Here is a 22,491-nt window from a genome sequence, read left to right as displayed (position 1 = left end):
ATCACAGGTGGGCGTCGAGGAACGCGGCCAGCTGCGACTTGGACAGCGCGCCGACCTTGGTGGCCTCGACGTTGCCGTTCTTGAACAGCATCAGCGTCGGGATGCCACGCACGCCGTGCTTGGCCGGGGTTTCCTGGTTGTCGTCGATGTTCAGCTTGGCGACGGTCAGTTTGCCCTCGTAGGTGGAGGCGATGTCGTCCAGTACTGGCGCGATCATCTTGCATGGGCCGCACCATTCAGCCCAGTAGTCGACCAGCACCGGGCCTTGAGCCTGCAGGACTTCGGTCTCGAAGGTGGCGTCGGTGACGTGTTTGATCAGATCGCTGCTCATGGATATCTCCAGGGTCGTAAGCAAAAAACGTGGCCCATGATAGCCGCACCCAGGCCCTACAGGAAGTCACGGACGATTGAGTGTAACTATAGTTGTGCAAGACGCCTCGAATCGAAACCGTCACACAAGTGTCATAGCATCGAATGGCACATTGCCTTGCATCAACCCTTGGCGTACCGCGCGTTGGCGACAGCCAAGGATCGTGGCACGATTGCCGGGTTAACGACCGAGAACACTCAGATCATGCCGCATACTACAGCGAAGAACCTGTCTCTGATCGCCGCCATCGACCTTGGCTCCAACAGTTTTCACATGGTCGTGGCCAAGGCCCACCACACCGAGATACGGATTCTCGAGCGCCTCGGCGAAAAGGTTCAGCTGGCCGCCGGCATCGACGAATCGCGCATGCTCAGCGAAGAAGCCATGGAACGGGGGCTTGAGTGCCTCAAGCGCTTTGCTCAGCTGATCAACGGCATGCCCGCAGGCGCTGTGCGCATCGTCGGCACCAACGCCCTGCGCGAAGCGCGTAACCGCAACGAATTCATCCAGCGCGCCGAAGCCATCCTGGGTCACCCAGTGGAAGTGATTTCCGGCCGTGAAGAAGCGCGCCTGATCTACCTGGGCGTATCCCACACCCTGGCCGACACCCCGGGCAAACGCCTGGTCGCCGACATTGGTGGCGGCAGTACAGAATTCATCATCGGCCAGCGCTTCGAGCCGCTGCTGCGCGAAAGCCTGCAGATGGGCTGCGTCAGCTTCACCCAGCGCTACTTCCGCGATGGCAAGATCACCCCGGCGCGCTACGCCCAGGCCTACACCGCCGCGCGCCTTGAGCTGATGAGCATCGAGAATGCCCTGCACCGCCTGACCTGGGACGAAGCCATCGGCTCGTCCGGGACCATCCGCGCCATTGGCGCCGCGATCAAGGCCGGCGGCCTGGGCAATGGCGAGGTCACCGCCGAAGGCCTGGCCTGGGTCAAGCGCAAGCTGTTCAAGCTCGGCGAGGTCGACAAGATCGACTTCGACGGCATCAAGCCGGACCGTCGCACCATCTTCCCGGCCGGCCTGGCGATTCTCGAAGCGATCTTCGACGCGCTGGAACTGCAGCGCATGGACCACTGCGACGGCGCCCTGCGCGAAGGTGTGCTGTTCGACCTGCTCGGCCGCCATCACCACGAAGACGTGCGCGAACGCACCTTGAACTCGCTGATGGAGCGCTACCACGTCGACCAGGGCCAGGCCGCGCGCGTCGAGCGCAAGGCCTTGCATGCGTTCGACCAGGTGGCCAAGGCGTGGGATCTTGAAGAAGGAAACTGGCGCGATCTGCTGGGTTGGTCGGCGAAAATTCACGAAATCGGCCTGGATATTGCCCATTACCACTACCACAAGCACGGCGCCTACCTGATCGAGCACTCCGACCTGTCAGGCTTCTCCCGCGAAGACCAGCAGATGATGGCTCTGCTGGTGCGCGGCCACCGCCGCAATATTCCCAAGGACAGGTTCGCCGATCTGGGCGATGAAGGCGTGAAACTGCTGCGCCTGTGCGTGCTGCTGCGTTTCGCCATCCTGTTCCACCACATCCGTGGCACCCAAGAGATGCCCAAGGTGCAGCTTCTAGCGGCCGACAACAGCCTCGACGTCGCCTTCCCGGAAGGCTGGCTGGAGCAGAACCAACTGACCCAGGCCGACTTCGCCAACGAGGCGGAATGGCTGACCCGGGTCAATTTCGTCCTCAGCGTACGTTGAGCACCGGCAGGCTCAGGCGCTCCAGCAAGGTCGCCTGAGCACTGCGCGGGTTCTGGTTGCCGGTCGGGCTGCTGCGCACGTAGCGCCCGTCGGGCTGCAGGGTCCAGGCATGGGTGTTGTCGGTCAGGTAGCCTTCAAGCTCCTTCTTCACCCGCAGCAACAGCTTCTTGCCCTCCACCGGGAAGCAAGTCTCGACGCGCTTGTCGAGGTTGCGCTCCATCCAGTCGGCGCTGGACAGGTAGATCTGCTCTTCGCCGCCATTGAGGAAGTAGAACACCCGCGTGTGTTCCAGGAACCGGCCGATGATCGAGCGCACCTGAATGTTGTGCGACACCCCCGGGATACCAGGACGCAGACAGCACATGCCGCGCACCACCAGGTCAATCTTCACCCCCGACTGACTGGCCTTGTACAGGGCCTTGATGATCTTGGCATCGGTCAGCGAGTTGAACTTGGCGATGATATGCGCAGGCTTGCCTTCCAGGGCGAACTGGGTCTCCCGGGCGATCATGTCGAGCATGCCCTTCTTCAGGGTGAACGGCGCGTGCAGCAGCTTCTTCATGCGCAGCGTCTTGCCCATGCCGATCAGTTGGCTGAACAGCTTGCCGACGTCCTCGGTGAGGGCGTCGTCGGAGGTCAGCAGGCTGTAGTCGGTGTACAGGCGGGCGTTGCCAGCGTGGTAGTTGCCGGTGCCCAGGTGCGCATAGCGGACGATCTCGCCTTGTTCACGGCGCAGGATCAGCATCATCTTGGCGTGGGTCTTGAAGCCGACCACACCGTAGATCACCACCGCGCCGGCAGCTTGCAGGCGGCTGGCCATCTGCAGGTTGGACTCTTCGTCGAACCGCGCACGCAACTCGATCACAGCAGTGACTTCCTTGCCGTTACGCGCCGCGTCCACCAGGGCGTCGACGATCTCCGAGTTGGCGCCGGAGCGGTACAGGGTCTGACGCACGGCGAGCACATGCGGGTCCTTGGCGGCCTGGCGCAGCAGGTCGATCACCGGGGTGAACGACTCGAACGGGTGCATCAGCAGGATGTCCTGCTTGCTGATCACGCTGAAGATGTTGTCGGCATTCACCAACAGCTTGGGGATCGCCGGGGTGAACGGCGTGTACTGCAGCTCCGGGTGGCTATCGAGCCCGGTGATGCTGAACAGGCGGGTCAGGTTGACCGGGCCGTTGACCTGGTACAACTCGCTCTCGCTCAGGCTGAACTGCTTGAGCAGGTAATCGGACAGGTGTTTCGGGCAGGTGTCGGCCACTTCCAGGCGCACGGCGTCGCCGTAACGGCGCGAGAACAGTTCGCCGCGCAGGGCCCGGGCAAGGTCGTCGACCTCTTCGGAATCCAGCGACAGGTCGGCGTTACGGGTCAGACGGAACTGGTAGCAACCCTTGACCTTCATGCCCTGGAACAGGTCATCGGCGTGGGCGTGGATCATCGACGACAGGAACACGTAGTTGTCGCCGGCACCGCCTACCTCTTCCGGCACGCGGATGACCCGTGGCAGCAAACGCGGCGCCGGGATGATCGCCAGGCCCGAATCGCGGCCGAAGGCGTCGACACCTTCAAGCTCGACGATGAAGTTGAGGCTCTTGTTCACCAGCAACGGGAACGGGTGGGTCGGGTCGAGGCCGATCGGCGTGATGATCGGTGCAATCTCGTCGCGGAAATAGCGACGCACCCAGGTCTTGAGCTTGGGTGTCCAGTAACGACGACGGATGAAACGAATGGCGTGTTTTTCCAGCTCCGGCAGCAGCACGTCGTTGAGGATCGCGTACTGACGCTCCACTTCGATGTGCACCAGTTCGCTGATGCGTGCCAGCGCCTGGTGCGGCTGCAGGCCATCGGCACCAGCCTGTTCACGGGCAAACGTGATCTGCTTCTTCAGGCCCGCCACACGGATCTCGAAGAACTCGTCCAGGTTGCTGGAGAAGATCAGCAGGAACTTCAGGCGCTCGAGCAGTGGATAGGATTCATCCAGTGCCTGCTCCAGCACGCGAATGTTGAACTGCAGCTGCGACAGTTCGCGATGAATGTACAGGCTGCTGTCGTCCAGGTTCGGAACGGCGATGGCAGGGGTCGGCGCAGGGGCAGGCACAACCGCTTCGACCACGGGCTCCGGGGCCTCGGGCAGGTCTGGCGGGGTCTGCACCATTTCTTCGGGGACGGCCTGGGCATCCTTGATCGCGACAGGGGTTAGCACTTCATTATTCATCTGGACGTTCCTGAGGACGTTAACGCCCTATCATCAATTGAGCGGGACGATAAGCGGCCATTATGACGCCTGTGTTACACCTTGAGGCAAGCCCATGACTTGCGGCCGAAGGCATTGTCCGTGTAGGAATAGTTCACGTCGAGACACATTTGGACACTTTCACGAAAGCGCGCGAAGGGGTAGGCTGCGCGTTCATTTCGCCAGCACCTCAGAAAATGCTTCAACAATTCCTGCAGGATTTCGGCTACTTTGCCCTTTTTCTCGGCACCTTCTTCGAAGGCGAGACCATCCTGGTGCTTGCGGGATTCCTCGCATTCCGCGGCTACATGGACATCAGCCTGGTGGTGGTCGTAGCGTTCTTCGGCAGTTATGCCGGCGACCAGCTGTGGTACTTCATGGGCCGTCGCCACGGCCGCGCCATCCTCGCGCGCAGACCGCGCTGGCAGGCCATGGGCGACCGAGCGCTGGAACACATCCGCCGCCACCCGGACATCTGGGTGCTGAGTTTTCGCTTCGTCTACGGCCTGCGCACGGTGATGCCCGTGGCCATTGGCCTGTCCGGCTACCCACCACGGCGCTATCTGCTGCTCAACGGTATCGGTGCGGCCGTCTGGGCATTGGCCCTGGGCGCGGCCGCGTACCACTTCGGTGCCATCCTCGAAGGCATGCTGGGCAACGTGAAGAAGTACGAGCTATGGGTGCTCGGCGGCCTGTTGCTGCTGGGTGGCCTGCTCTGGTTGCGCCGGCGCTTCCGCACCCTGCGCGCGGAGCGCAAAGCGGCGGCAGAAGGCCAGAGCCCAGAGGCTGACAAGGCTGTAAGCCCCGAGCAGGAACCACGCCAGGGGCGTGACCAGCACTAAGCCAGACGCGCCGGCCAGGTACAACGCCGGCGCATTCGACAGCAGCCGCGCCAGTTCCAGGCGCACTGCCCACGGCCGGTTCTCCAGGGCCGCACCCAGCACGAACAGGCCAAACGCCGTCACCGACCAGCCCAGCACCAGCGCGGCGCTCGGCACCTGCTCGGCAACGTCCATCAAGTAACTGCCCAACGCCACGTAGGCCACGAACTGTGCGGCCACATACACCTGCTGCGCGCGCCCCAAGGCAATCTCGAACTTTCGGAACAACGCCAGGTTCTGCTTGGCCTGTGGATAACGCCCAACGACATCCGCCGGGCGCCAACCGGTGGGCATGAACCAGATACGCAGTTTGTCCCACAAGCGTCGGGTGCGCCGGGCATCGTCCCAGAGCTGTGCATAGAACTGCAGGTTGGCCCACAACGGGTTCCAGCTCGCCAGCGGCGTGGTCACGCCAAACACCACCGGCTCGGCCGGATCCTCTTCCTTGAAGGTGCCAAACAGGCGATCCCAGAGAATGAACACCCCGCCGTAGTTGCGATCCAAGTAAGCAGGATTCTGCGCATGGTGGACGCGATGATTGGACGGTGTGATCAGCACCCATTCAAGCCAGCCCAGCTTGGGAATATGGCGCGTATGTACCCAGAACTGGTAGAGCAAATTCAACGACGCCACCGTGATGAACACCACTGGCGGCACGCCGATCAGCGCCAGCGGCAGGTAGAAGATCCACGAAAAGATGAAACCGCTGCTGGTCTGGCGCAGGGCGGTGGTGAGGTTGTACTCCTCACTCTGGTGATGCACCGAATGAGCGGCCCAGAGCACATTGCGTTCATGCCCCAGGCGGTGCAGCCAGTAGTAGCACAGGTCATACAGCACGAACGCCAGCAGCCACACCCACCAGGCCTGCTCCGGCAAACGCAGCAGCGCCAGGTGCTCCCAGGCCAGTGCATAGGTCAGCAGCCCTACCCCTTTGGTCAACAGGCCCGTGCTGGTGGAAAGCACCCCCGTGCTCAAGCTGTTGATCGAATCGGCAACGGTGAAGTTGCGCTGGCCGCGGACACGGTCGGCGATCAGCTCTACCGCTATCAGCACGAAGAAGAACGGCACGGCCAGCAGAATAAGGTCCATGGAGGGTAGCCTCGAAGGTTATCCACTGAGATTAGGATGCGCCCGCGCGAATCCCTATGGCCACATCTGCCAAACTAGAGGACATTTAGTGCCTCGAAAATGGAGTAATGAGCATGACGAAAAAAGTAGCGGTGATTCTTTCCGGCTGTGGCGTGTACGACGGCGCCGAAATCCATGAAAGCGTGATCACCCTGCTGCGCCTCGACCAGCGCGGTGCACAGGTACAGTGCTTTGCGCCGAATATCGCGCAGCTGCATGTGATCGACCACCTGACCGGTGAAGAGATGCCTGAGTCGCGCAACGTGCTGGTGGAGTCGGCGCGCATTGCTCGTGGTGAGGTGAAGGATATCCGTGAAGCCAAGGCCGAGGACTTCGATGCGCTGATCGTGCCCGGTGGTTTCGGCGCGGCGAAAAACCTGTCGAGCTTCGCCGTGGATGGCGCCAAGTGCACCGTGAACCCGGATGTGCTGGCCTTGGCCGAAGCCTTTGCCGTGGCCTGCAAGCCGGTCGGCCTGATCTGCATTTCGCCAGCGCTGGCGGCGAAGATCTATGGCCCGGGCGTGGTTTGCACCATTGGCAACGATGCCGGGACCGCTGCCGCCATGGTCAAGATGGGTGCTACCCATGAAGAATGTGATGTGCATGACATCGTCGAAGACACCCAGCGCAAGCTGGTGACCACTCCCGCCTACATGGTCGCCAAGTCGATCAGTGAAGCGGCGGGTGGCATCTACAAGCTGGTGGACCGAGTGCTGGAGCTGACCCACGAGGGTGAGTGATCAGCCTTTGGCCAGGCGGGTCAGGATACGATCCAGCGCATTGGCGAACGCCTGTTTCTCGCGTTCGCCATAGGGCGCCTGCCCGCCCCCGACCTGCCCCTGCTCGCGCAGTTCGGTGAACAGGTTGCGCACCGCCAGTCGCTCGCCCATGTTGCGCTCGTCGAATTCGCGCCCACGCGGGTCCAGCGCAGCCACGCCCTTCTTGATCAAGCGGTCGGCCAGTGGAACGTCACTGCAGATCACCAGCTCGCCGGGCACGGCGTGCTCGACCAGGTAATCGTCGGCAGCGTCCATGCCGCTGGGCACCACGATCAGCCGCACCACGGCGAAGGCGGGCTTGGCCACGGCCTGGCCGGCCACCATGATGACCTCCAGCTTGCGCTTGAGGGCGAATTTGACGATCAGGTCCTTGGCTGCCTTGGGGCAGGCATCGGCGTCGATCCATATGCGCATGTAGCAATCCCTTCTGTCAGAGCCGGCCTCTTCGCGGGACAAGCCCGCGAAGAGGCCAGCAACATCAACACCTAAACGGCAGCCCGGCGCTTCTCAGCCAGGCGACTACGCCCATAGAGCACCAAAATAGCCAGCAACGCCACCGCCTGTGCCGCCAGCGAATACGCATCGGCATGAATCCCCAGCCAGTCGAACTCGAAGAACGCCACCGGCCGCGTGCCCAGTACGCCCGCCTCCTGCAACGCCTTCACGCCATGCCCGGCGAACACCACCGACAGCGCACACAGCAAGGCCGCGTTAATGCTGAAGAACAGCGCCAGCGGCAGTTTCGCCGAGCCGCGCAAAATCACCCAGGCCAGGCCGACCAACAGCACCAGCGCCGTGGCACCGCCTGCCAGCACCGCCTGATGCCCAGCTGGGCCGGCCTGCAGCCACAGGGTTTCATAGAACAGGATCACCTCGAACAGCTCGCGGTACACCGAGAAGAACGCCAGCACGGCAAAGCCGAAGCGCCCGCCCCCGCTGACCAGGCTGCTCTTGATGTAGTCCTGCCAGGCCGCGGCGTGGCGGCGGTCGTGCATCCATACGCCCAACCACAGCACCATCACCGACGCGAACAGCGCCGTGCAGCCTTCTAGCAGTTCACGCTGGGCGCCACCGACGTCGATCACATAGGCCGCCAGCGCCCAGGTGCCGAAGCCTGCGACCAGCGCCAGGCCCCAGCCGACATTGACGCTGCGCACCGCCGACTGCTGGCCGGTGTTACGCAGGAAGGCCAGGATCGCGGCCAGTACCAGAATGGCTTCAAGGCCTTCGCGCAGCAGTATCAGCAGGCCGGAAATGTAGCTCAGCGACCAGCTCAGGCCATCGCTACCCAGCAGCTTGGAGGCTTGGTCAAGCTTGACCTTGGCTTCGGCCATGCGCTGTTCGGCCTGGGCGACCGGCAAGCCGTCCTGCAGTGACTGGCGGTAGGCCATCAAGGACTTTTCGGTGTCCTTGCGCGCCTGGGTGTCGATGTTGTCCAGCGAGCTTTCCACCAGCTCGAAGCCTTCCAGGTAGGCGGCTACCGAGAGGTCGTAGGCCTGGTCGTGATCGCCTGCGCGGTAGGCGGCCAGGCTCTTCTCCAGGGTGCTGGCGGTGTATTCGAGCAGCTGCGCCGGGCCCCGCTTGACCTGCGGCGGCTGGGCACGTTGGGCGCGGAATGCCTGTACGGCTGCGGCGCCTTCGTTGGCAGCGACTTCGGCCGGGGTCTGCCGGGCCAGGTCGGCCAGGTTCCAGGTCTTGTCGCCCTTGGCCGCCTGCGGGTCGGCGGTGAAGCTGGCGATGTAGGCGGCCACGTCCCAACGCTGGCGGTCATCGAGCTGGTCGGCGAAAGACGGCATCTCGGTGCCATCGATGCCCAGGTTGATCGTGTTGTAGAGGTCGAACAGGCTGAGCTGGTCCAGGCGCTCGGTCTTGCGCAGGTCGGCTGGTGCAGGTTCCAGGCCCACGCCTGCCGGACCGTCGCCCGCGCCGGTGTCACCGTGGCAGATCGAGCAATTCTGCGCATACAGCGAAGCGCCACGGGCCGGGTCCGGGGTGATCACCGGGGCCTGGCTGACTTCATAGGCTACCGCCAGTCGCGCGCCCAGCTGGCGAGCCTGTTTGGCGACTGCGGCACCGTCCTGGCGTTGGTCGATGGCCTGTCGCAGCGCTTGGACGCCCTGCTCCAGGGTGTTTTGCTCGGCATTGGCTGGCAGCCCTTTGACCAGATCGGCCAATACCGCGCTGAATTCTTGTTGCTCACGGTATTCGCCGCTGTCGATCACCTTGCCGTCGCGCACGGTCGGCGGGTAGTCGGCGCCGATGTAATCGAGCAGGTGCAGGGCCTTGCCGGCCTCGGCAGGGGATTCGGCCAGCACCACGGTGCTGCATAGCGCCAGCATGGGCCATAGCAACCAGGCAAGCAGACGGGAACGGGAATTCATGGCCAATCTCGAAGGAAATACGAAAGAGAACATTGTTCACTTCCACTCAGGTTCCCTCAAGGTTTGTGGGCGGATTTCATGAAAAATCTTGAGACAAATGCTTGGCAAGGGCTTCGCCCTCGATCGCCGGCAAGCCGGCTCCCACAGGTACCCCGCCGTTTCAGATCCAGCGGGGTACCTGTAGGAGCCGGCTTGCCGGCGATGGGCCGCGCAGCGGCCCCGGTACTCAAGGCCTATTGAAGAACCTTGTTCAATCCCAGCTCCAGATCATCGATCAAGGCCTTGGCCATCTCACTGAGAATCCGCGCCGCACTACCGGCGACGCGGTCATTTTCCATCTCCGCTTCGGTGGTGAGGTAGCGGATGCAGCCGAGCAGCACCGACAGCTGCGAGAAGGCATGACCGAAGGGAACATCAGGTTTCAGGGTGAACAAGTCGAAAGTTTCAACACCTGCCGTTGAAGCGTCGCGTGGCTCATTCACAGGCTTCGCTCCTGTTCTCAAGTGCTTTGAGGCCAGGGTGATCCATGACGGCGTTGAGCACAGCGCACATGACGCGCATGCTCATGCCCATGGCATCGCGGCGCACGCCTGGAGGGCTGTCGATAAGCACATTGGCGGTTTGGACGAGGGTGAGGGTCAGTGCGCTCACCAGCAGATCGCGTTCCATCGGCGCGGGTGGGGTTGCGAGGGTAACGGCAGGCACGTCGAGTGCGAGAAGGTAGGCGGGTGGATCAAGGACGAGCTTTTTTCATGGCGGATCTCCTGTACTGGAAATGTTCTGCCTTCCTCCTCGTCTCACGGATTTGGGTGGCAGTCGTGCATGGGGTGAGACCCGGGGTACAGGAACCCGGCCAGACCGAAGCTTGCCCACGCACGACCGCCATTAAGCGGTGCTACCTGTAACCAGCCGGGTGTCTCACGCCCGGTCGCCTTGCGAGGCGCCCGAGGACAGTATTCCGGGAACACTTTCCAGCCAAGACAGCACCTTCCGACAGGTGCCGTAGGATAATTCGACAGAGAACCAGAACTGAAGCATTTGGTTTCAGATTCGGAAATGTCCTACGACCCTGACGAGGGCTTCGCCCTCGATCGCCGGCAAGCCGGCTCCCACAGGGTCAGCGCTGCGCTCAAGTCTGCGCAAATCCTGTGGGAGCCGGCTTGCCGGCGATGGGGGCACCGCTGTAACACCAGGTGCCAATTGAACCAAACCTTGCAGATCCATCATTACTAGCCTGATGAGCTAACCATCAGGAGGCAGGGAACATGGAACGTCCCCATTCAAATCAGTTGAGAATTGGCCGGTTTTCAGAAAGGAATCGGCTGTATCTCCTCACCAGCACCACATTGCACAGAGCCCCGGTATTGAGTGGGTTTCACTCGGCTCGTCTGCTGGTCAGCCAGTTTCGCCAGGCCGAACTGGAAGGTGCCGCCCGATCTTTAGCCTGGGTGGTGATGCCTGATCATTTCCACTGGTTGATTGAATTGGGGCCGGTGAGCCTGAAAACCCTGATGCGCCGAGTGAAGTCGCGAAGTACCTGCGTTATCAACCATCATCTAGGGCGATATGGAAGGCTTTGGCAGAAGGGGTTTCACGACCGGGCTTTGCGGCGCGAAGAGGATGTGCAGGATGTGGCGCGGTATATCGTGTTGAACCCGAAACGGGCGGGTTTGGTTGATCGGGTGGGGGATTATCCGCATTGGGATGCGATCTGGCTTTGATTGAGGTGTTGTCTGTCAGGGCCTCATCGCCGGCAAGCCGGCTCCCACAGGGTCGGCGCTGCCCTCAAGCTCTGCGCAAATCCGGTGGGAGCCGGCTTGCCGGCGATTGGGCCTCAATGCTTGGCGGCATCCTTCCAGCCACCACCCAGCGCCAAGAACACCCCAATCTGCCCAAGCGCCACCTGGCTATTGGCAGCCGCCAACTGCGCACGCACATCGGTATAGGTGCGCGTCGCTTGCAGATCGGCCAGGAACGACTCACGCCCTGCCTGGTAATACCGGTGCGTCTGGTCCGCCGCTTCCTTCGCCGACTGCTCCGCTTCGGCCAGCGCATCACGCCGGTCCAGCAAGGCGCTGTACTGCGCAAGCCGGGTCTGGGTCTCGCGCACGGCGTTCAGGACCACGCCGTCAAAATGCGCCAGCGCGGCCTGGGTCGAAGCCTCGGCCATGCGAATGCGGGCACGGGTGCCGTTGGTTGGAATGGTCCAGCTGATCTGCGGGCCAAAGCCCCAGCGGTTGGTCGAAGGTTCGCCGAGGTTTTCGAGAATGCCGATTGTGCCGACCTGGGCGCCGATGCTGATATCCGGGTACAGCGCACCCGTGGCCACGCCAATAGTCGCCGTAGCCGCCGCCAGCTGGCGTTCGGCCTGGCGCACGTCGGGGCGGCGCTTGAGCAACGCGGCGCCATCGCCAACCGGAACCAGCTGATTCAAATGCGGCAGCTCGGCGCAATCGGCAGTACCGGCAGGCAGCTGCTCGACCGGCTTGGCCAGCAGTGCCGCCAGGGTATACATGCCGGTCTCACGCTCGGCCTTGAAGCGCGGCAACTCGGCGCGCAACGACTTGAACTGGGTCTGCGAGCGGGTGACCTGGGTTTCATCGCCTCGGCCGGCATCGCGCAGGCGTTGGTTGAGCTGCACGCTCTGCTCCTGCAGGTCGAGCGACTCACGGGCGATGTGGTATTCCTCGTTGGCCGAGCACACCTGCGTATAGGCTTTGACCACATCCGCCACCAGGGTGATGCGCGCGGTGTCGGCAGCAGCCTGCACGGCATCGGCATTGGCCTGGGCCGCTTCGGTGCCGCGCTTGAAGGTGCCCCACAGGTCGAACTGGTACGAAGCGCTGATGATCGCCTCGCCGATGTTGGCCACCGGCACCTTCTCAGGCAGCAGGAAGGCTTCGCCCGACTCCTGCAAACGCTGGGCGCCGGCCTTGATGCCGCCATTGAAGCCACCTTGCGACTCGGCCACTTCGACCTGGGCCCGGGCCTTGGCGATGTTGGCCGCGGCCACACGCAACTCGGTGTTGGCACTCAGCGCCTGGCGTACCAGCTCGTTGAGGCGCCGATCCTGATACAGCTGCCACCAGTCCTCGGGCACCGGCGCCGACACCACGCTATCGGCATCCTGACGCAACGAGCCGTTGAGGTCGCTGCGCTGCACCGCCGCATCCTTCGGCACTTCGTAGTCGGGGCCAACCATCATGCAGGCCCCCAGAGACAGGCAAAAGCCAGCCAGGATCAGCTGTTTCATGGATGCTGCCCCTCGATGATCGAGACCGTGGCGGTACGCCCGGCGATCATGCGAAAGTCCTGCGGCACTTCGTCGAAGGCGATACGCACCGGGATCCGCTGGGCCAGGCGCACCCAGCTGAACGCCGGGTTGACGTTGGGCAGCAGGTTGGCGCCGCTGCTGCGGTCGCGGTCTTCGATACCGGCAGCGAAGCTCTGCACATGGCCGCGCAGACGGGTGTTGTCGCCCATCACGCGGATGTCCACGGCATCGCCGATCTGAATACCGCCCAGCTTGGTTTCTTCGAAGTAGCCATCGACGTGGTACGAAGCACTGTCGACCACGGACAGCACCGGGCGGCCAGCGGTGACGAACTCGTGGTTACGCGGCGCACGGTCATTGAGGTAGCCATCCACCGGGCTGCGCACCACCGAACGGTCGAGGTTGAGCTGGGCGGTGTCCACCGCCACCTGAGCCTCGCTGACCGCCGAGCGGGCACGCGACTCGCGGGACTGGCTTTCTTCCAGTTGCTCCGCCGCCACCAGGTTGCCCAGCTTGCGGTTGCGCTGCGCCTCGCGGGAGGCCTGGGCCAGGGTTTCCTGGCGCTCGCCAAGGGTGGCCTTGGCCTGGCGCAGGGCCAGGGTGAAGCGGTCCTGGTCGATGGTGAACAGCACATCGCCGCGTTTGACGGTCTGGTTGTCGCGCACTTCGACTTTCTGGATCAGGCCGGAGACATCCGGGGCGATCTGGATCACGTCGGCGCGGATATGCCCGTCGCGGGTCCAGGGGGCGAACATGTAATACACCACCATCTGCCACACGAGCACGGCGGCGAAGGTCACTACCAGCAAGGTCAGGACCACACGGCCCAGGGTCAACAAAGGTTTTTTCATGGCAGCATCAGGCTTCGGCAAAAATGGTCCACCGCGCCAAGCAGCACGGCATACAAAGCAACGTTGAACAGCGCCCGGTGCCAGACCAGGCGGTAGAAATGCAGACGCACCAGCACCGCGTGCACCCCGAGAAACAGCAGGTAGGTGCAGCACATCATCACCAGCAGCGTGGGCAGGAACACCCCGCTGATATCTAGTTCACCGATCACAGGGGCGCTCCGTCCAGCCCAGGGGGCAGTTGCGGTTGTTCGGCAGGCTCGAGCATCACTTCGACACCCGGCAACAACGCCAGGCGCAGACCGCTCAGGGCGTGCAGCAGGTGGGTGCGGGCATCGCCGCGTTCGTACAGTTCATCCAGGTTCAGCGCTTGGCGCGCACGCTCCATGTTGCGCAGCAGCGCGGCGGGCGCATGCAGGCGTTCGCCGGCGCGCAGGCAGGCCGCGTAGTGGCTGCCGACTTCCTCGATCACCGTTTGCAGGCGTTCACGGGCCTGGGTGCCGGCACGCGGCAGGTAGGCCAGCAGGTCGAGCAGGTTCAGGCCTACGCGCACGTCGCGCAGGGCCACACCGCTGTCCTGGCCGGTCTGCGACAGGCGCGGCAGGTGCTGCATCAGGCGGTCGAGCATCTGCACGCCAACCTGGCGGTGCTCGGCCAGGGTGGCCGGCGCGGTCATTTCGACGATGTCGCGCCAGAGGAAACGGGTCATGCGCTTGGCCGCCAGCTCCACGCCGAACGGGCGCATCACCAAGGTCCAGATGAAGGCGAACAGCAGCCCGACCGGGCCGGCCAGGTTGGAGTTGAGGAAGGTGAAGAAATCCGCGTCGTAGGCGCCCTGGATGCTGATGAAGGTCGAGGTGTTGACGATGGTCAGCAAGGTGCCCAGGTAGAAGCGCGGCTGCACGGTCAGGGTGCCGATGCAGATGAACGGCACGGCGAAGGCCAGCACCAGCATCGGGAAGTCATGCAGGTTCGGCAGCACCAGGAACAGGTACAGGCTGGAGAAGATGACCGACATCAGCGTCCAGAAGAAGAACCGATAGATTTGTGGCGCCGGGTCGTCCATGGCGGCGAAGAAACTGCACGATACGGCGGCGAGGATCACCGCGCTGGCGCCGTCGTTCCAGCCCAGGCCGATCCACAGGCCACAGGCAACGATGATCGCCAGCACCGTGGACACCACCGAATAGAGCATCAGGCCGCGGTCAAAAAATGCCGTCAGGCGGCCCAGCCGCCAGTGCCGGTAAACCGGGCGCCAAGGCTTGGCGTCGTCGGTGCGCAGGAAGTGCTGCAGGGTGCAGCAGTCCTGCCACAGGTCGACCCATTCGGTCAGACGGTACAGCGCATTGGACAGCAGCAGTTCGGCACGCTGGTCAAGGGCGGCAGCGCCCGGCTGCAGGCGGTCGATGTGCTCGTGCAGTGCCGTCCAGCGCGCCACCGAGGCATGCTCGGCGGTGCCTGCAAGCCATTCGCGCGCCGCGGCCAGCACCGGCTGCAACTGGGCGAACTGCGCCGGGGCGCGGCCTTCGAGGGCGACCAGGGCGTCGTCGAGGGCATCGATCACCGGCAACAGGTGAATCATCCGACCACGCAGCTCGCGGGCGTTCTTCAGGGTGTGTGGGCCGGCGCCTTCATGGCCGAGCTGGCCGATCATCAACTCCAGCGAGTTGAAGGTGGCGACCATCGTGCCGCGCATGCTGCCTACTTTGTCGGCGGCAACCTCGCGGGCCAGGTAGGTATCGCTGTAGCGGATCGCCTCGGTGAACCAGCTTCCGGTAGCGCCGACCACCACCGGGGCCAGGCGCCGCGGCCAGAAGATCGCGCCCACCACCGCTGCGCAGACGATGCCCAGGCAGATTTCCTGGGCCCGTGAGGAGGCCACGTCGAATACCGCCAACGGGTTGTCGACCACCGCCAGGGCGATCATCGGCAGGGTGTAGCCCGCCAGCATCAGTACGTAGTTGTTGGCCGTGCGCAGGTTCAGCGACAGGTACAGCAAGGTGCCGGTCCACAGGGCAATGGCCACCGTCAGCAGCAACGGCGACTGCACCAGCGGCGGCACCAGGAAGATCGCCCCGCCAGCACCGAGCAGCGTGCCCATGGCGCGATACAGGGCCTTGGAACTGGTCGGCCCGACAAACGGGCTGGAGACGATGTAAACGGTCGCCATCGCCCAGTACGGGCGCGGCAGCTGCATGAGCAGGGCGATGTACAACGCGATCATCGACGCGGCAAAGGTACGCACACCGTAGAACCAGTCGCGGGCGGGTGGCACCGAGCTGAAGAAGCCGTTCATGCCACCCCGCCCGCCGTGCCCAGGCCGGCGGCTTCGAAGGCACGCAGCACACGCAGGGTGGCTTGCAGGTCGGCCTCGTCGATACCTTGCAGCACGTCGTGGCGCAACCGCACCAGTTCCGCTTCGATGGCCACGGCCAGGCTACGGCCTTCGGCGGTCAGGCTCAGGGCCTTGGCGCGGCGGTCCAGTGGGTCCTCGCTGCGGCACACCAGGCCGGCCTTGCACAGTTGGTCGAGCAGGCGCACCAGCGACGGGCTTTCCAGGCCGGCGGCCTGGGCCACGGCCACCTGGTGCACGCCATCGCCCAAGCGCACGATCATCAGCAACGGCGCGGCGCAGGCTTCGGAAATGCCGTAGCTGGTCAGGGCCGAGTGGCAGATCCGCCGCCAGTGGCGAGCGGCAACGACCATGCCGGTGCTGACTTGCAGGCGCAGAGAGTCAAGGGTCATGTGGGGGGAACCAAGGATATTCATAGTTTGCTAACTATCAATATACGCCTTGCCCTCCCCCTGTCGTCAACCGGGGGCGACGGAGGGAATGGATGAATTGTTGTTCATGCTCAGGGATAAGGTGGCTGAACTGGCCCTATCGCCGGCAAGCCGGCGATGAGGCCCCAACAGGCACAGCTAAACCTGATCTTCCAGCTTCATCGCCAAAGCCAACTTGCTGCCCATCTGCACCGCCCGATCCCGCCAATCCAGATAGCGCACCGCATCGAACCGGCTGAAATGCACCGCCAACTCTTCGGCCGCCTGCATGACCCCAGTCGCGGCCGCCAGCTCCAGCCAATACAACCCGGCCTTGATATCGGCCGCCACGCACAAGCCATGCAGCAGGCGATAACCCACTTCGAAGCGACAACGCGCTTCACCCCGTTCGGCGCCACGGTAGAACCACTGATAAGCCCTTGGCAGATCCACCTGCCAGTCGAGCCCCGCATCGCACACCTCTTCCTCGTACAGATCGCCAAGCGCGGCAGCGGCGTGCAGCATGCCCCGCTCGAACGCCTGCCGGTAGCACTGCGCAGCTTGCACATAGGAGGTCTCGACGCCCTTGCCGAAGTAATGTTGCTGCCCCAGGTTGAACCAGGCCGCCGCATTGCCCTGCAGGGCCGCCATGCGCAGCAGGTGCCCGGCCAGCGCGGTGTCGGCGCGCCAATACTTGCCATTCAGCCAGATCCAGCCGAGGTCGTTGAGCGCCGCCACGTTACCGGCCAGTGCCTGATGGCGCAGGTCGGCATACACCGCCTGCAGGTCCGATGCTTCATCCAGCCGGCTGACCAGCAACGTCCGCTGGCTGGGCAAACCCACGCCGGCGAACAGGCGCTGCCGCCTTCCGCCAAGGGTCGGCGGGCAAATCACCTGCTCAGGCAAAAGACGGGCGAGCAGCGAATGGATATTGCTGACAGCAGACATGTTCATCCTCATTGAACGATCCACAGGCCCGACCGCGGCTGTGATGAGGCGTAATTCTGCGCGATGGCACGTCGAAACCTGTCGCGAACGATTCGGCATGTGGCAACCAATCGCAGGTTCCTTGATCTGATCGTGCCATGGCTAATTGCCATGACCCCCTCATGCCGCCATGCTACTGCGGCAAGCCTAGACAAGGACGTTACCTTTTGCCGTTCGCAACTACTCGCGCCACCCTCAGCCGTCAATGGGCGTTGCTGCGCCAGCTACCCAGCCGCTCACCGGGCATAACCAGCGCCGAACTGGTGTGGCGCCTGCGCGATGTGGGGTTCTCCGTCAGCAAACGCACGGTGGAGCGCGACCTTAATGAGTTGTCGCTGATCTTTCCGCTGGAACGCAATGACAAGAGCATTCCGTTTGGCTGGCACTGGTCGGCGAAGGTTGTAGGAGAGCATCGCGGAAACTTCGACCTGCAAGGTTATCTGCGCGGTGAAACGCTGCAGCCGGCCCAAGGTGATGGACTGCAACTGCAGGCCTGGGTCAGCGATCAGGTGGCCCGTCAGTTGCGAGAGATGCCCTTGAGTGCGGACATGCAGCTCACGGCGCTGGAGCAGGGGCATCGGCTGCAGGCCACGTTGGACGATGGCTGGGCGTTGCGCTGGTGGGTGTTGAGCCAAGGGGATGGGGTGATGGTGGAGCAGCCGGATCAATTGCGAGAGGAGATAGCCAAAACCCTGAGCAATGCGGTTGCCCTTTACCAGAATTAGTGGCTGTACTGGCCCTATCGCCGGCAAGCCCGCGATAGGGACGTACAGAAACATCGGCTATCTCGAACAGTACGCTCTCCACTTCCAGCCGCGAACCGAGCAATGGAGACGTCTACGACCCGGAGGGCTCACTAGCCCTTCAGCGCTACTATTAGATTAGGCCTTTTTGAACCACATACTACTGTAGCCAAGAGCGTATACCCACTAGGGCCCCTAGTAACGCAAAGAAAGAGCCGTGTAAAAACAGAAGCAGACACTTCATCCCACGGGGAAACTCCTTTACATCATCTATTTCAACAAGTCCTCTGCGAGCATAAATCCTAGGCAAGAGCAGCATCATTACAACACCATGGAGACGCATGATCTTCCCGACCAGCTCATTTTTATTGTGAATTGCTTTATTTTCCTCCACCGCTTTAGAGTTTGGCAGCCTCGACTCTATTAGCTCAATATAGCTACGCGCCACATAGGCTATGGAGAACATGACCAGCGCCATAAGCAATATTATAGATACCACAATAAGAGCAACCACATCAGGCGTGACGAAAACCATTATAAAACTCCTGCACAGCCACACTTAACCCTTTCAATCAGCCTCATGAAAATTACAACCATACAACTCCTACAAATAACAGTTAGCCCCGCAAAAAACCTATCCACAGACAAAAAGCCGCAAGTGAAGCAGATACAATCAAGTGCAACGCCCATATAGAAAGTAGCAGCCTCTTGATGCGCACAGGTAGTGACTGCACATCCCCAGGGTGAAGAAAACCCTTGCGGATACATAATCGGCTCATGGATAACATCGCCGAAATAGACCCCACACGCATAACCTTCCCAAACACTCCAGCACCCGCAAAGATATTTTTATTACCAACAACCACTGCGCTATTCTTGAAGAATGATTCGACATATTCCAGATAACGACAAGCAACGAATATCCATCCCCCAATGATTAATATAGGCGATGCAAACAAACATATACCAAGCACCGCTACTTGCGCGCTCGTCATTTTGCTGCCTCATATAAAATTAGGCCCAGCCCCTCTCCCCCCATACTTCCTAACTCTGCTCCCGCCATACCGGCGAGGCCTCCACCGATGACTACGCAAGCAAGCGCTCCCGCTCCACCTGTTGGAATGCCAATTGCACCGCAGATGATAGGAGCAACGAAACCTCCCGCCGCGCCTACAGTAGTTCCTAGACTCGTACTGCCTATCAAACCGCCTCCCTCGACATACTTAGCCTTTTTACATTCTTCCTCGCGACCTGACGTACATGCCTCATGAATGGATAGACCCGTTGCCGCCACATCTAATGCGACGCCCACATAGCCGCCTTTCTTGATTAAATTTGCAGCTCTAGCCACCCCTGTAATTTTCTGCGCATAATTGGAAACCTCCCCCGCACTCAAATAACTTTTGGTAGACAACTGCAACATCCGCTTAATCGATCCCTGGTTGCGCAGTCCTGAGCCAAAAGCCGCGGTATTCTCAAGCTGGTCATTCAACTGCATGAAAAGTGTTGCGCGTTTGGCATAAAACTCTTCCCGCGCCCTGAACGCACCGCCACTCATATGCTCACGGTGCAGCTGCTCGATCTGCTCCATCGTCTTTTTGATCGCCTCCAAGTGCCTGGCCCAGCCATCGCTGGCTGCACCGGCCCCCATGGACGCATGCGCCAGCAGACTCTGCAGCATCTCGAAGTTCTCCAGCAGAAAGCCATCAACGCCCCCGCCGTTAAACACGATGTCACGGTGAATGCCCACTGCCTTGGCCATGAGAAAGGCCTCATGACTGGTACAAGACGGCGTACTCGGGTCACCCACGATCACCAGTTCGCCGGCAAAGACCACTGTATTGACGATATGCGCATTCAGCACATCGAACTTGGCGCGCTGATTGGCGTTCATCGGCGTGCCGTTCTTGAGCGTTGCGTAGTTTTGCGCCTTGGGATTTATAAAGCTGCGTGCCTCGGACATGGTCATCCCTCACGCAAACTTCTTGTTGGCGATCCGGTCCCATCCGCCGGTCACATTGCCGCCCGCACTGCCATCGACGCGCTGCTGTCGTGTGTAGGTGGTCTTGATACGGCCGTAGTCGAGCTGGACGATTTCGGTCGGCACGCCCGCGTGTGCAGTTTGTGCGTAGTCGGCGATGATCACTTCTTCGAGCACCACTTCGTAGTACTTGAGCTTGTCACTGCCGGCGCGGCAAACGACCAGTTTCACTTCTTTCAGGTGCTGCCCGGCACAACTGGCTTCGAGCAGTTTGCAACTGGCACTGTCCAGGTACTTGGTGAAGGTCAGATTGCTCAGGCTGGTGCGCCCAGAAGTGGCGCCGCCAGCGGAACTGGCGGTGGCCGACGTGCTTTGGCTGGTACCGAATGTGTAGCCGAGAATCTCGATCCAGTTGGTGTACTTCTCGTCCTTTGCTTCGCCCGTGATTTCGGCGATTTGAATGTAGGCATCGAAAGCCATGTTCACTGCTCCCTGTAAACGATTGGATCGGGGAAGGTCACTTGATGCGACCGTCACGAGCGGATGAGGCTAGGCCCGAAGGAGGAAGCCCCGCAATCGTTTAAAGGAGATCGGCGATAAAATCAGACGTTTCCTACAGATTCACCGACAAATTGCCGATGGGATGTTAGAAATTGTTACTGCAAAACCGTCTACCGCTGCATCCCCCAGCGCCGCACGGTCAGCCGCTCCAGGGTATTGAACACCAGCCCCTCGACCAGCAACCCGATCAGGATCACCACCGCCAACCCGGCGAACACCTTGTCGGTATACAGCTCGTTACGGTTCTGGAAGATGTACCACCCCAACCCACCCTTGCCACTGCTGGCGCCAAACACCAGTTCGGCCGCGATCAGCGTACGCCAGGCAAAGGCCCAGCCGATCTTCAGCCCCGAAAGGATCGACGGCAGTGCCGCCGGCACCAGGATATGCAGCACCAGGCGCAGCCCTTTCAGGCCATAGTTGCGCCCGGCCATGCGCAAGGTTTCCGACACGCCGAGAAAGCCTGCGTAAGTATTCAGCGCCAGCGCCCAGAGCACCGAGTGCACCAGCACGAAAATCAGGCTGTTGTCGCCCAGCCCGAACCACAGCAGGGCCAATGGCAGCAGGGCAATGGCCGGCAGCGGGTTGAACATCGAGGTCAGGGTGCCCAGCAGGTCACGGCCCAACTGAGTCGACACTGCCAGGCTGGTGAGGCCGAAGGCCAGGACAATACCCAGCACATAGCCCTTGAGCAGGATCACCAGCGACACGCCGACCTTGGCCGGCAGCTCCCCGCTGACAAGGCCGTCCCAAAGGGCGGCGGCGGTCTGCAGGAAGGTCGGCAGCAGCAGGTCATTGCCCTGGTAGCGGGCAATGCCCTCCCACAGTGCGGCGATCACGACAAGGATCACCGCCTTGCGCAACCAGCCGTGCTGCCACAGGCGCTGGGCCAGCGGCAGGTTGCGTTCCACAGGCACGCTGAGCAAGGGCTCCAGCTGCACCTCGTATTCCTGGCGTACAGGTGTAGTGGTCATGGCTGAAGCTCCTGTCAGTAGGCGATGCGGATGTCGTTGAAGCCCAGGTCATCGGCCTGCTCCGGGGCTTCGGCCTCGTCGAACAGGAGCCGATGGATGCGCCGTGCGCTGGCCTGGAAGTCCGCAGCGCCAAGGCTGCCGAGGTCGTACTGGTGGCTGTGCACCTCGGCCCGCACCCGTCCCGGATGCGGCGACAACAGCAGGATGCGATTGCCGACCACCAGCGCCTCCTCGATGGAGTGCGTGACGAACAGCAAGGTGAAACGCACCTCCTCCCACAGCAGCAGCAATTCTTCCTGCATCTTGCGCCGGGTCAGCGCATCGAGCGCGGCGAACGGCTCGTCCATCAGCAGGATCTTCGGTTGGGTGGCCAAGGCTCGGGCAATCGCCACGCGCGCCTTCATGCCGCCCGACAGCGTGTGGGGGTAGGCATCGGCGAAGGCAGCCAGGCCGACCTTGTCCAGGTAATGCAAGGCGCGTTCTTCAGCCTCGGCGCGCTTGAGCTGACCAGACACCAGCAACGGGAACATGACGTTCTGCTTCACCGTCTTCCATGGCGGCAACTGGTCGAACTCCTGGAACACGACGATGCGATCAGGGCCAGCGCCGTTGACCGGCTGGCCCTGCAGCAGGATCTGCCCTTCCCGGGGGCTGATGAAACCGGCCACGGCCTTGAGCAAGGTGGACTTGCCGCAACCGGATGGGCCGAGCAGGACGAAACGGTCGGCACGGTCGACTTCGAAGCTGACCTGGTGAGTGGCCCGCACCACGCGTTGCGAGGTGCGGTATTCGAGGCTCAGGTTGTCCACCTTGAGCAAGGACGGCGTAGTGACACGGCTCAGGTTGCTGACCGTGTGGCCTGGCAATGGGGCGGTCAT

General features: G+C 62.2%; 23 protein-coding genes and 1 pseudogene. 5 read left to right on the top strand and 19 right to left on the bottom strand.

The annotated features are described in order from the left end of the window. Window position 1: 1 nt before the first annotated feature. Window positions 2-331, bottom strand: a complete 330-nt coding sequence (trxA, locus tag ACIPZG_RS17835) for a thioredoxin TrxA (RefSeq protein WP_008096856.1) — start codon at window positions 329-331, stop codon at window positions 2-4. A gap of 243 nt (window positions 332-574) precedes the next feature. Between trxA and ppx the strand changes: the two genes are divergently transcribed. After that, window positions 575-2,077 carry an exopolyphosphatase gene (ppx, locus tag ACIPZG_RS17830; protein ID WP_008096859.1) on the top strand — a complete coding sequence of 501 codons (1,503 nt, stop codon included), beginning with the start codon at window positions 575-577 and terminating at the stop codon, window positions 2,075-2,077. Here ppx and ppk1 read toward each other — a convergent pair. Beyond that, entirely contained in the window at window positions 2,064-4,295 is a 2,232-nt protein-coding gene (gene ppk1 / locus ACIPZG_RS17825; RefSeq protein ID WP_400715796.1) for a polyphosphate kinase 1, read from the bottom strand. The two genes, ppx and ppk1, sit on opposite strands and share 14 nt — an antisense overlap. Window positions 4,296-4,510: 215 nt before the next feature. Here ppk1 and ACIPZG_RS17820 point away from each other — a divergent pair, with 215 nt between their 5' ends. Further along, window positions 4,511-5,155, top strand: a complete 645-nt coding sequence (locus tag ACIPZG_RS17820; RefSeq protein ID WP_008096862.1) for a DedA family protein — start codon at window positions 4,511-4,513, stop codon at window positions 5,153-5,155. A gap of 501 nt (window positions 5,156-5,656) precedes the next feature. Here the strand turns inward: ACIPZG_RS17820 and ACIPZG_RS17815 are convergent. Then, window positions 5,657-6,283 (bottom strand): annotated as a pseudogene (locus ACIPZG_RS17815) (sterol desaturase family protein); the annotation flags it as partial. Window positions 6,284-6,396: 113 nt separating this feature from the next. On the opposite strand from ACIPZG_RS17815, the gene elbB reads away from it, so the two are divergent. Further along, on the top strand, window positions 6,397-7,062 hold the full coding sequence (gene elbB / locus ACIPZG_RS17810) for an isoprenoid biosynthesis glyoxalase ElbB (RefSeq protein WP_400715794.1): 666 nt from the start codon (window positions 6,397-6,399) through the stop codon (window positions 7,060-7,062). On the opposite strand, the gene ACIPZG_RS17805 is transcribed toward elbB, so the two are convergent. From ACIPZG_RS17805 to ACIPZG_RS17790, 4 genes are all read right to left on the bottom strand, one after another. After that, complete coding sequence (locus ACIPZG_RS17805) at window positions 7,063-7,515, bottom strand: YaiI/YqxD family protein (protein WP_400715793.1); 453 nt, start codon at window positions 7,513-7,515, stop codon at window positions 7,063-7,065. A 71-nt stretch (window positions 7,516-7,586) separates the two neighbouring features. Next, window positions 7,587-9,515: an FTR1 family protein gene (locus ACIPZG_RS17800; RefSeq protein WP_400715791.1), complete on the bottom strand. Its 1,929-nt coding sequence runs from the start codon at window positions 9,513-9,515 to the stop codon at window positions 7,587-7,589. Window positions 9,516-9,715: 200 nt separating this feature from the next. Continuing rightward, complete coding sequence (locus tag ACIPZG_RS17795; protein WP_400715789.1) at window positions 9,716-9,964, bottom strand: DUF3077 domain-containing protein; 249 nt, start codon at window positions 9,962-9,964, stop codon at window positions 9,716-9,718. Continuing rightward, entirely contained in the window at window positions 9,957-10,151 is a 195-nt protein-coding gene (locus tag ACIPZG_RS17790) for a hypothetical protein (protein ID WP_400715787.1), read from the bottom strand. The genes ACIPZG_RS17795 and ACIPZG_RS17790 overlap by 8 nt, the downstream gene beginning before the upstream one ends. A gap of 596 nt (window positions 10,152-10,747) precedes the next feature. On the opposite strand from ACIPZG_RS17790, the gene ACIPZG_RS17785 reads away from it, so the two are divergent. Continuing rightward, window positions 10,748-11,203 (top strand): REP-associated tyrosine transposase, encoded by a 456-nt coding sequence (locus tag ACIPZG_RS17785; protein WP_400715785.1) that lies wholly within the window; start codon window positions 10,748-10,750, stop codon window positions 11,201-11,203. A gap of 113 nt (window positions 11,204-11,316) precedes the next feature. On the opposite strand, the gene ACIPZG_RS17780 is transcribed toward ACIPZG_RS17785, so the two are convergent. The 6 genes from ACIPZG_RS17780 to ACIPZG_RS17755 form a co-directional block, all read right to left on the bottom strand. Then, window positions 11,317-12,735, bottom strand: a complete 1,419-nt coding sequence (locus tag ACIPZG_RS17780; RefSeq protein WP_400715783.1) for an efflux transporter outer membrane subunit — start codon at window positions 12,733-12,735, stop codon at window positions 11,317-11,319. Then, the gene (locus ACIPZG_RS17775; RefSeq protein ID WP_400715781.1) at window positions 12,732-13,607 is read right to left on the bottom strand and encodes an efflux RND transporter periplasmic adaptor subunit; all 876 of its coding nucleotides are present in this window, start codon (window positions 13,605-13,607) and stop codon (window positions 12,732-12,734) included. Before ACIPZG_RS17775 ends, ACIPZG_RS17780 begins: the two co-directional genes overlap by 4 nt. Continuing rightward, a complete protein-coding gene (locus ACIPZG_RS17770; protein WP_400715779.1) occupies window positions 13,604-13,816 on the bottom strand; it encodes a DUF1656 domain-containing protein in 213 nt (70 codons plus the stop codon). The genes ACIPZG_RS17775 and ACIPZG_RS17770 overlap by 4 nt, the downstream gene beginning before the upstream one ends. Beyond that, complete coding sequence (locus ACIPZG_RS17765; RefSeq protein WP_400715777.1) at window positions 13,813-15,900, bottom strand: FUSC family protein; 2,088 nt, start codon at window positions 15,898-15,900, stop codon at window positions 13,813-13,815. Before ACIPZG_RS17765 ends, ACIPZG_RS17770 begins: the two co-directional genes overlap by 4 nt. After that, complete coding sequence (locus ACIPZG_RS17760) at window positions 15,897-16,349, bottom strand: MarR family winged helix-turn-helix transcriptional regulator (protein WP_008096890.1); 453 nt, start codon at window positions 16,347-16,349, stop codon at window positions 15,897-15,899. Before ACIPZG_RS17760 ends, ACIPZG_RS17765 begins: the two co-directional genes overlap by 4 nt. Window positions 16,350-16,526: 177 nt before the next feature. Next, a complete protein-coding gene (locus ACIPZG_RS17755; protein WP_400715775.1) occupies window positions 16,527-17,315 on the bottom strand; it encodes a tetratricopeptide repeat protein in 789 nt (262 codons plus the stop codon). 206 nt (window positions 17,316-17,521) lie between these two features. On the opposite strand from ACIPZG_RS17755, the gene ACIPZG_RS17750 reads away from it, so the two are divergent. Beyond that, complete coding sequence (locus ACIPZG_RS17750) at window positions 17,522-18,079, top strand: WYL domain-containing protein (RefSeq protein ID WP_400715773.1); 558 nt, start codon at window positions 17,522-17,524, stop codon at window positions 18,077-18,079. Window positions 18,080-18,257: 178 nt separating this feature from the next. On the opposite strand, the gene ACIPZG_RS17745 is transcribed toward ACIPZG_RS17750, so the two are convergent. The 6 genes from ACIPZG_RS17745 to ACIPZG_RS17720 all read right to left on the bottom strand — a co-directional run bounded on the left by ACIPZG_RS17745 (window position 18,258) and on the right by ACIPZG_RS17720 (window position 22,491). Beyond that, window positions 18,258-18,632: a hypothetical protein gene (locus tag ACIPZG_RS17745; RefSeq protein WP_400715771.1), complete on the bottom strand. Its 375-nt coding sequence runs from the start codon at window positions 18,630-18,632 to the stop codon at window positions 18,258-18,260. A gap of 82 nt (window positions 18,633-18,714) precedes the next feature. Continuing rightward, a complete protein-coding gene (locus ACIPZG_RS17740) occupies window positions 18,715-19,092 on the bottom strand; it encodes a hypothetical protein (protein ID WP_400715769.1) in 378 nt (125 codons plus the stop codon). Beyond that, entirely contained in the window at window positions 19,089-20,060 is a 972-nt protein-coding gene (locus ACIPZG_RS17735) for a hypothetical protein (protein ID WP_400715767.1), read from the bottom strand. Before ACIPZG_RS17735 ends, ACIPZG_RS17740 begins: the two co-directional genes overlap by 4 nt. 9 nt (window positions 20,061-20,069) lie before the next feature. Further along, on the bottom strand, window positions 20,070-20,558 hold the full coding sequence (locus ACIPZG_RS17730; protein ID WP_400715765.1) for an Hcp family type VI secretion system effector: 489 nt from the start codon (window positions 20,556-20,558) through the stop codon (window positions 20,070-20,072). A gap of 191 nt (window positions 20,559-20,749) precedes the next feature. Further along, window positions 20,750-21,613 carry an ABC transporter permease gene (locus ACIPZG_RS17725; RefSeq protein ID WP_400715763.1) on the bottom strand — a complete coding sequence of 288 codons (864 nt, stop codon included), beginning with the start codon at window positions 21,611-21,613 and terminating at the stop codon, window positions 20,750-20,752. 14 nt (window positions 21,614-21,627) lie between these two features. Beyond that, complete coding sequence (locus ACIPZG_RS17720) at window positions 21,628-22,491, bottom strand: ABC transporter ATP-binding protein (protein ID WP_400715762.1); 864 nt, start codon at window positions 22,489-22,491, stop codon at window positions 21,628-21,630.

It is taken from the genome of Pseudomonas sp. NPDC089395, from assembly GCF_044749525.1.
In the GTDB taxonomy this organism is placed as follows: Bacteria; Pseudomonadota; Gammaproteobacteria; order Pseudomonadales; family Pseudomonadaceae; genus Aquipseudomonas.
The sequence above is the reverse complement of the archived record's forward strand: the minus strand, read 5'-3'. Positions and strand labels throughout refer to the sequence as shown.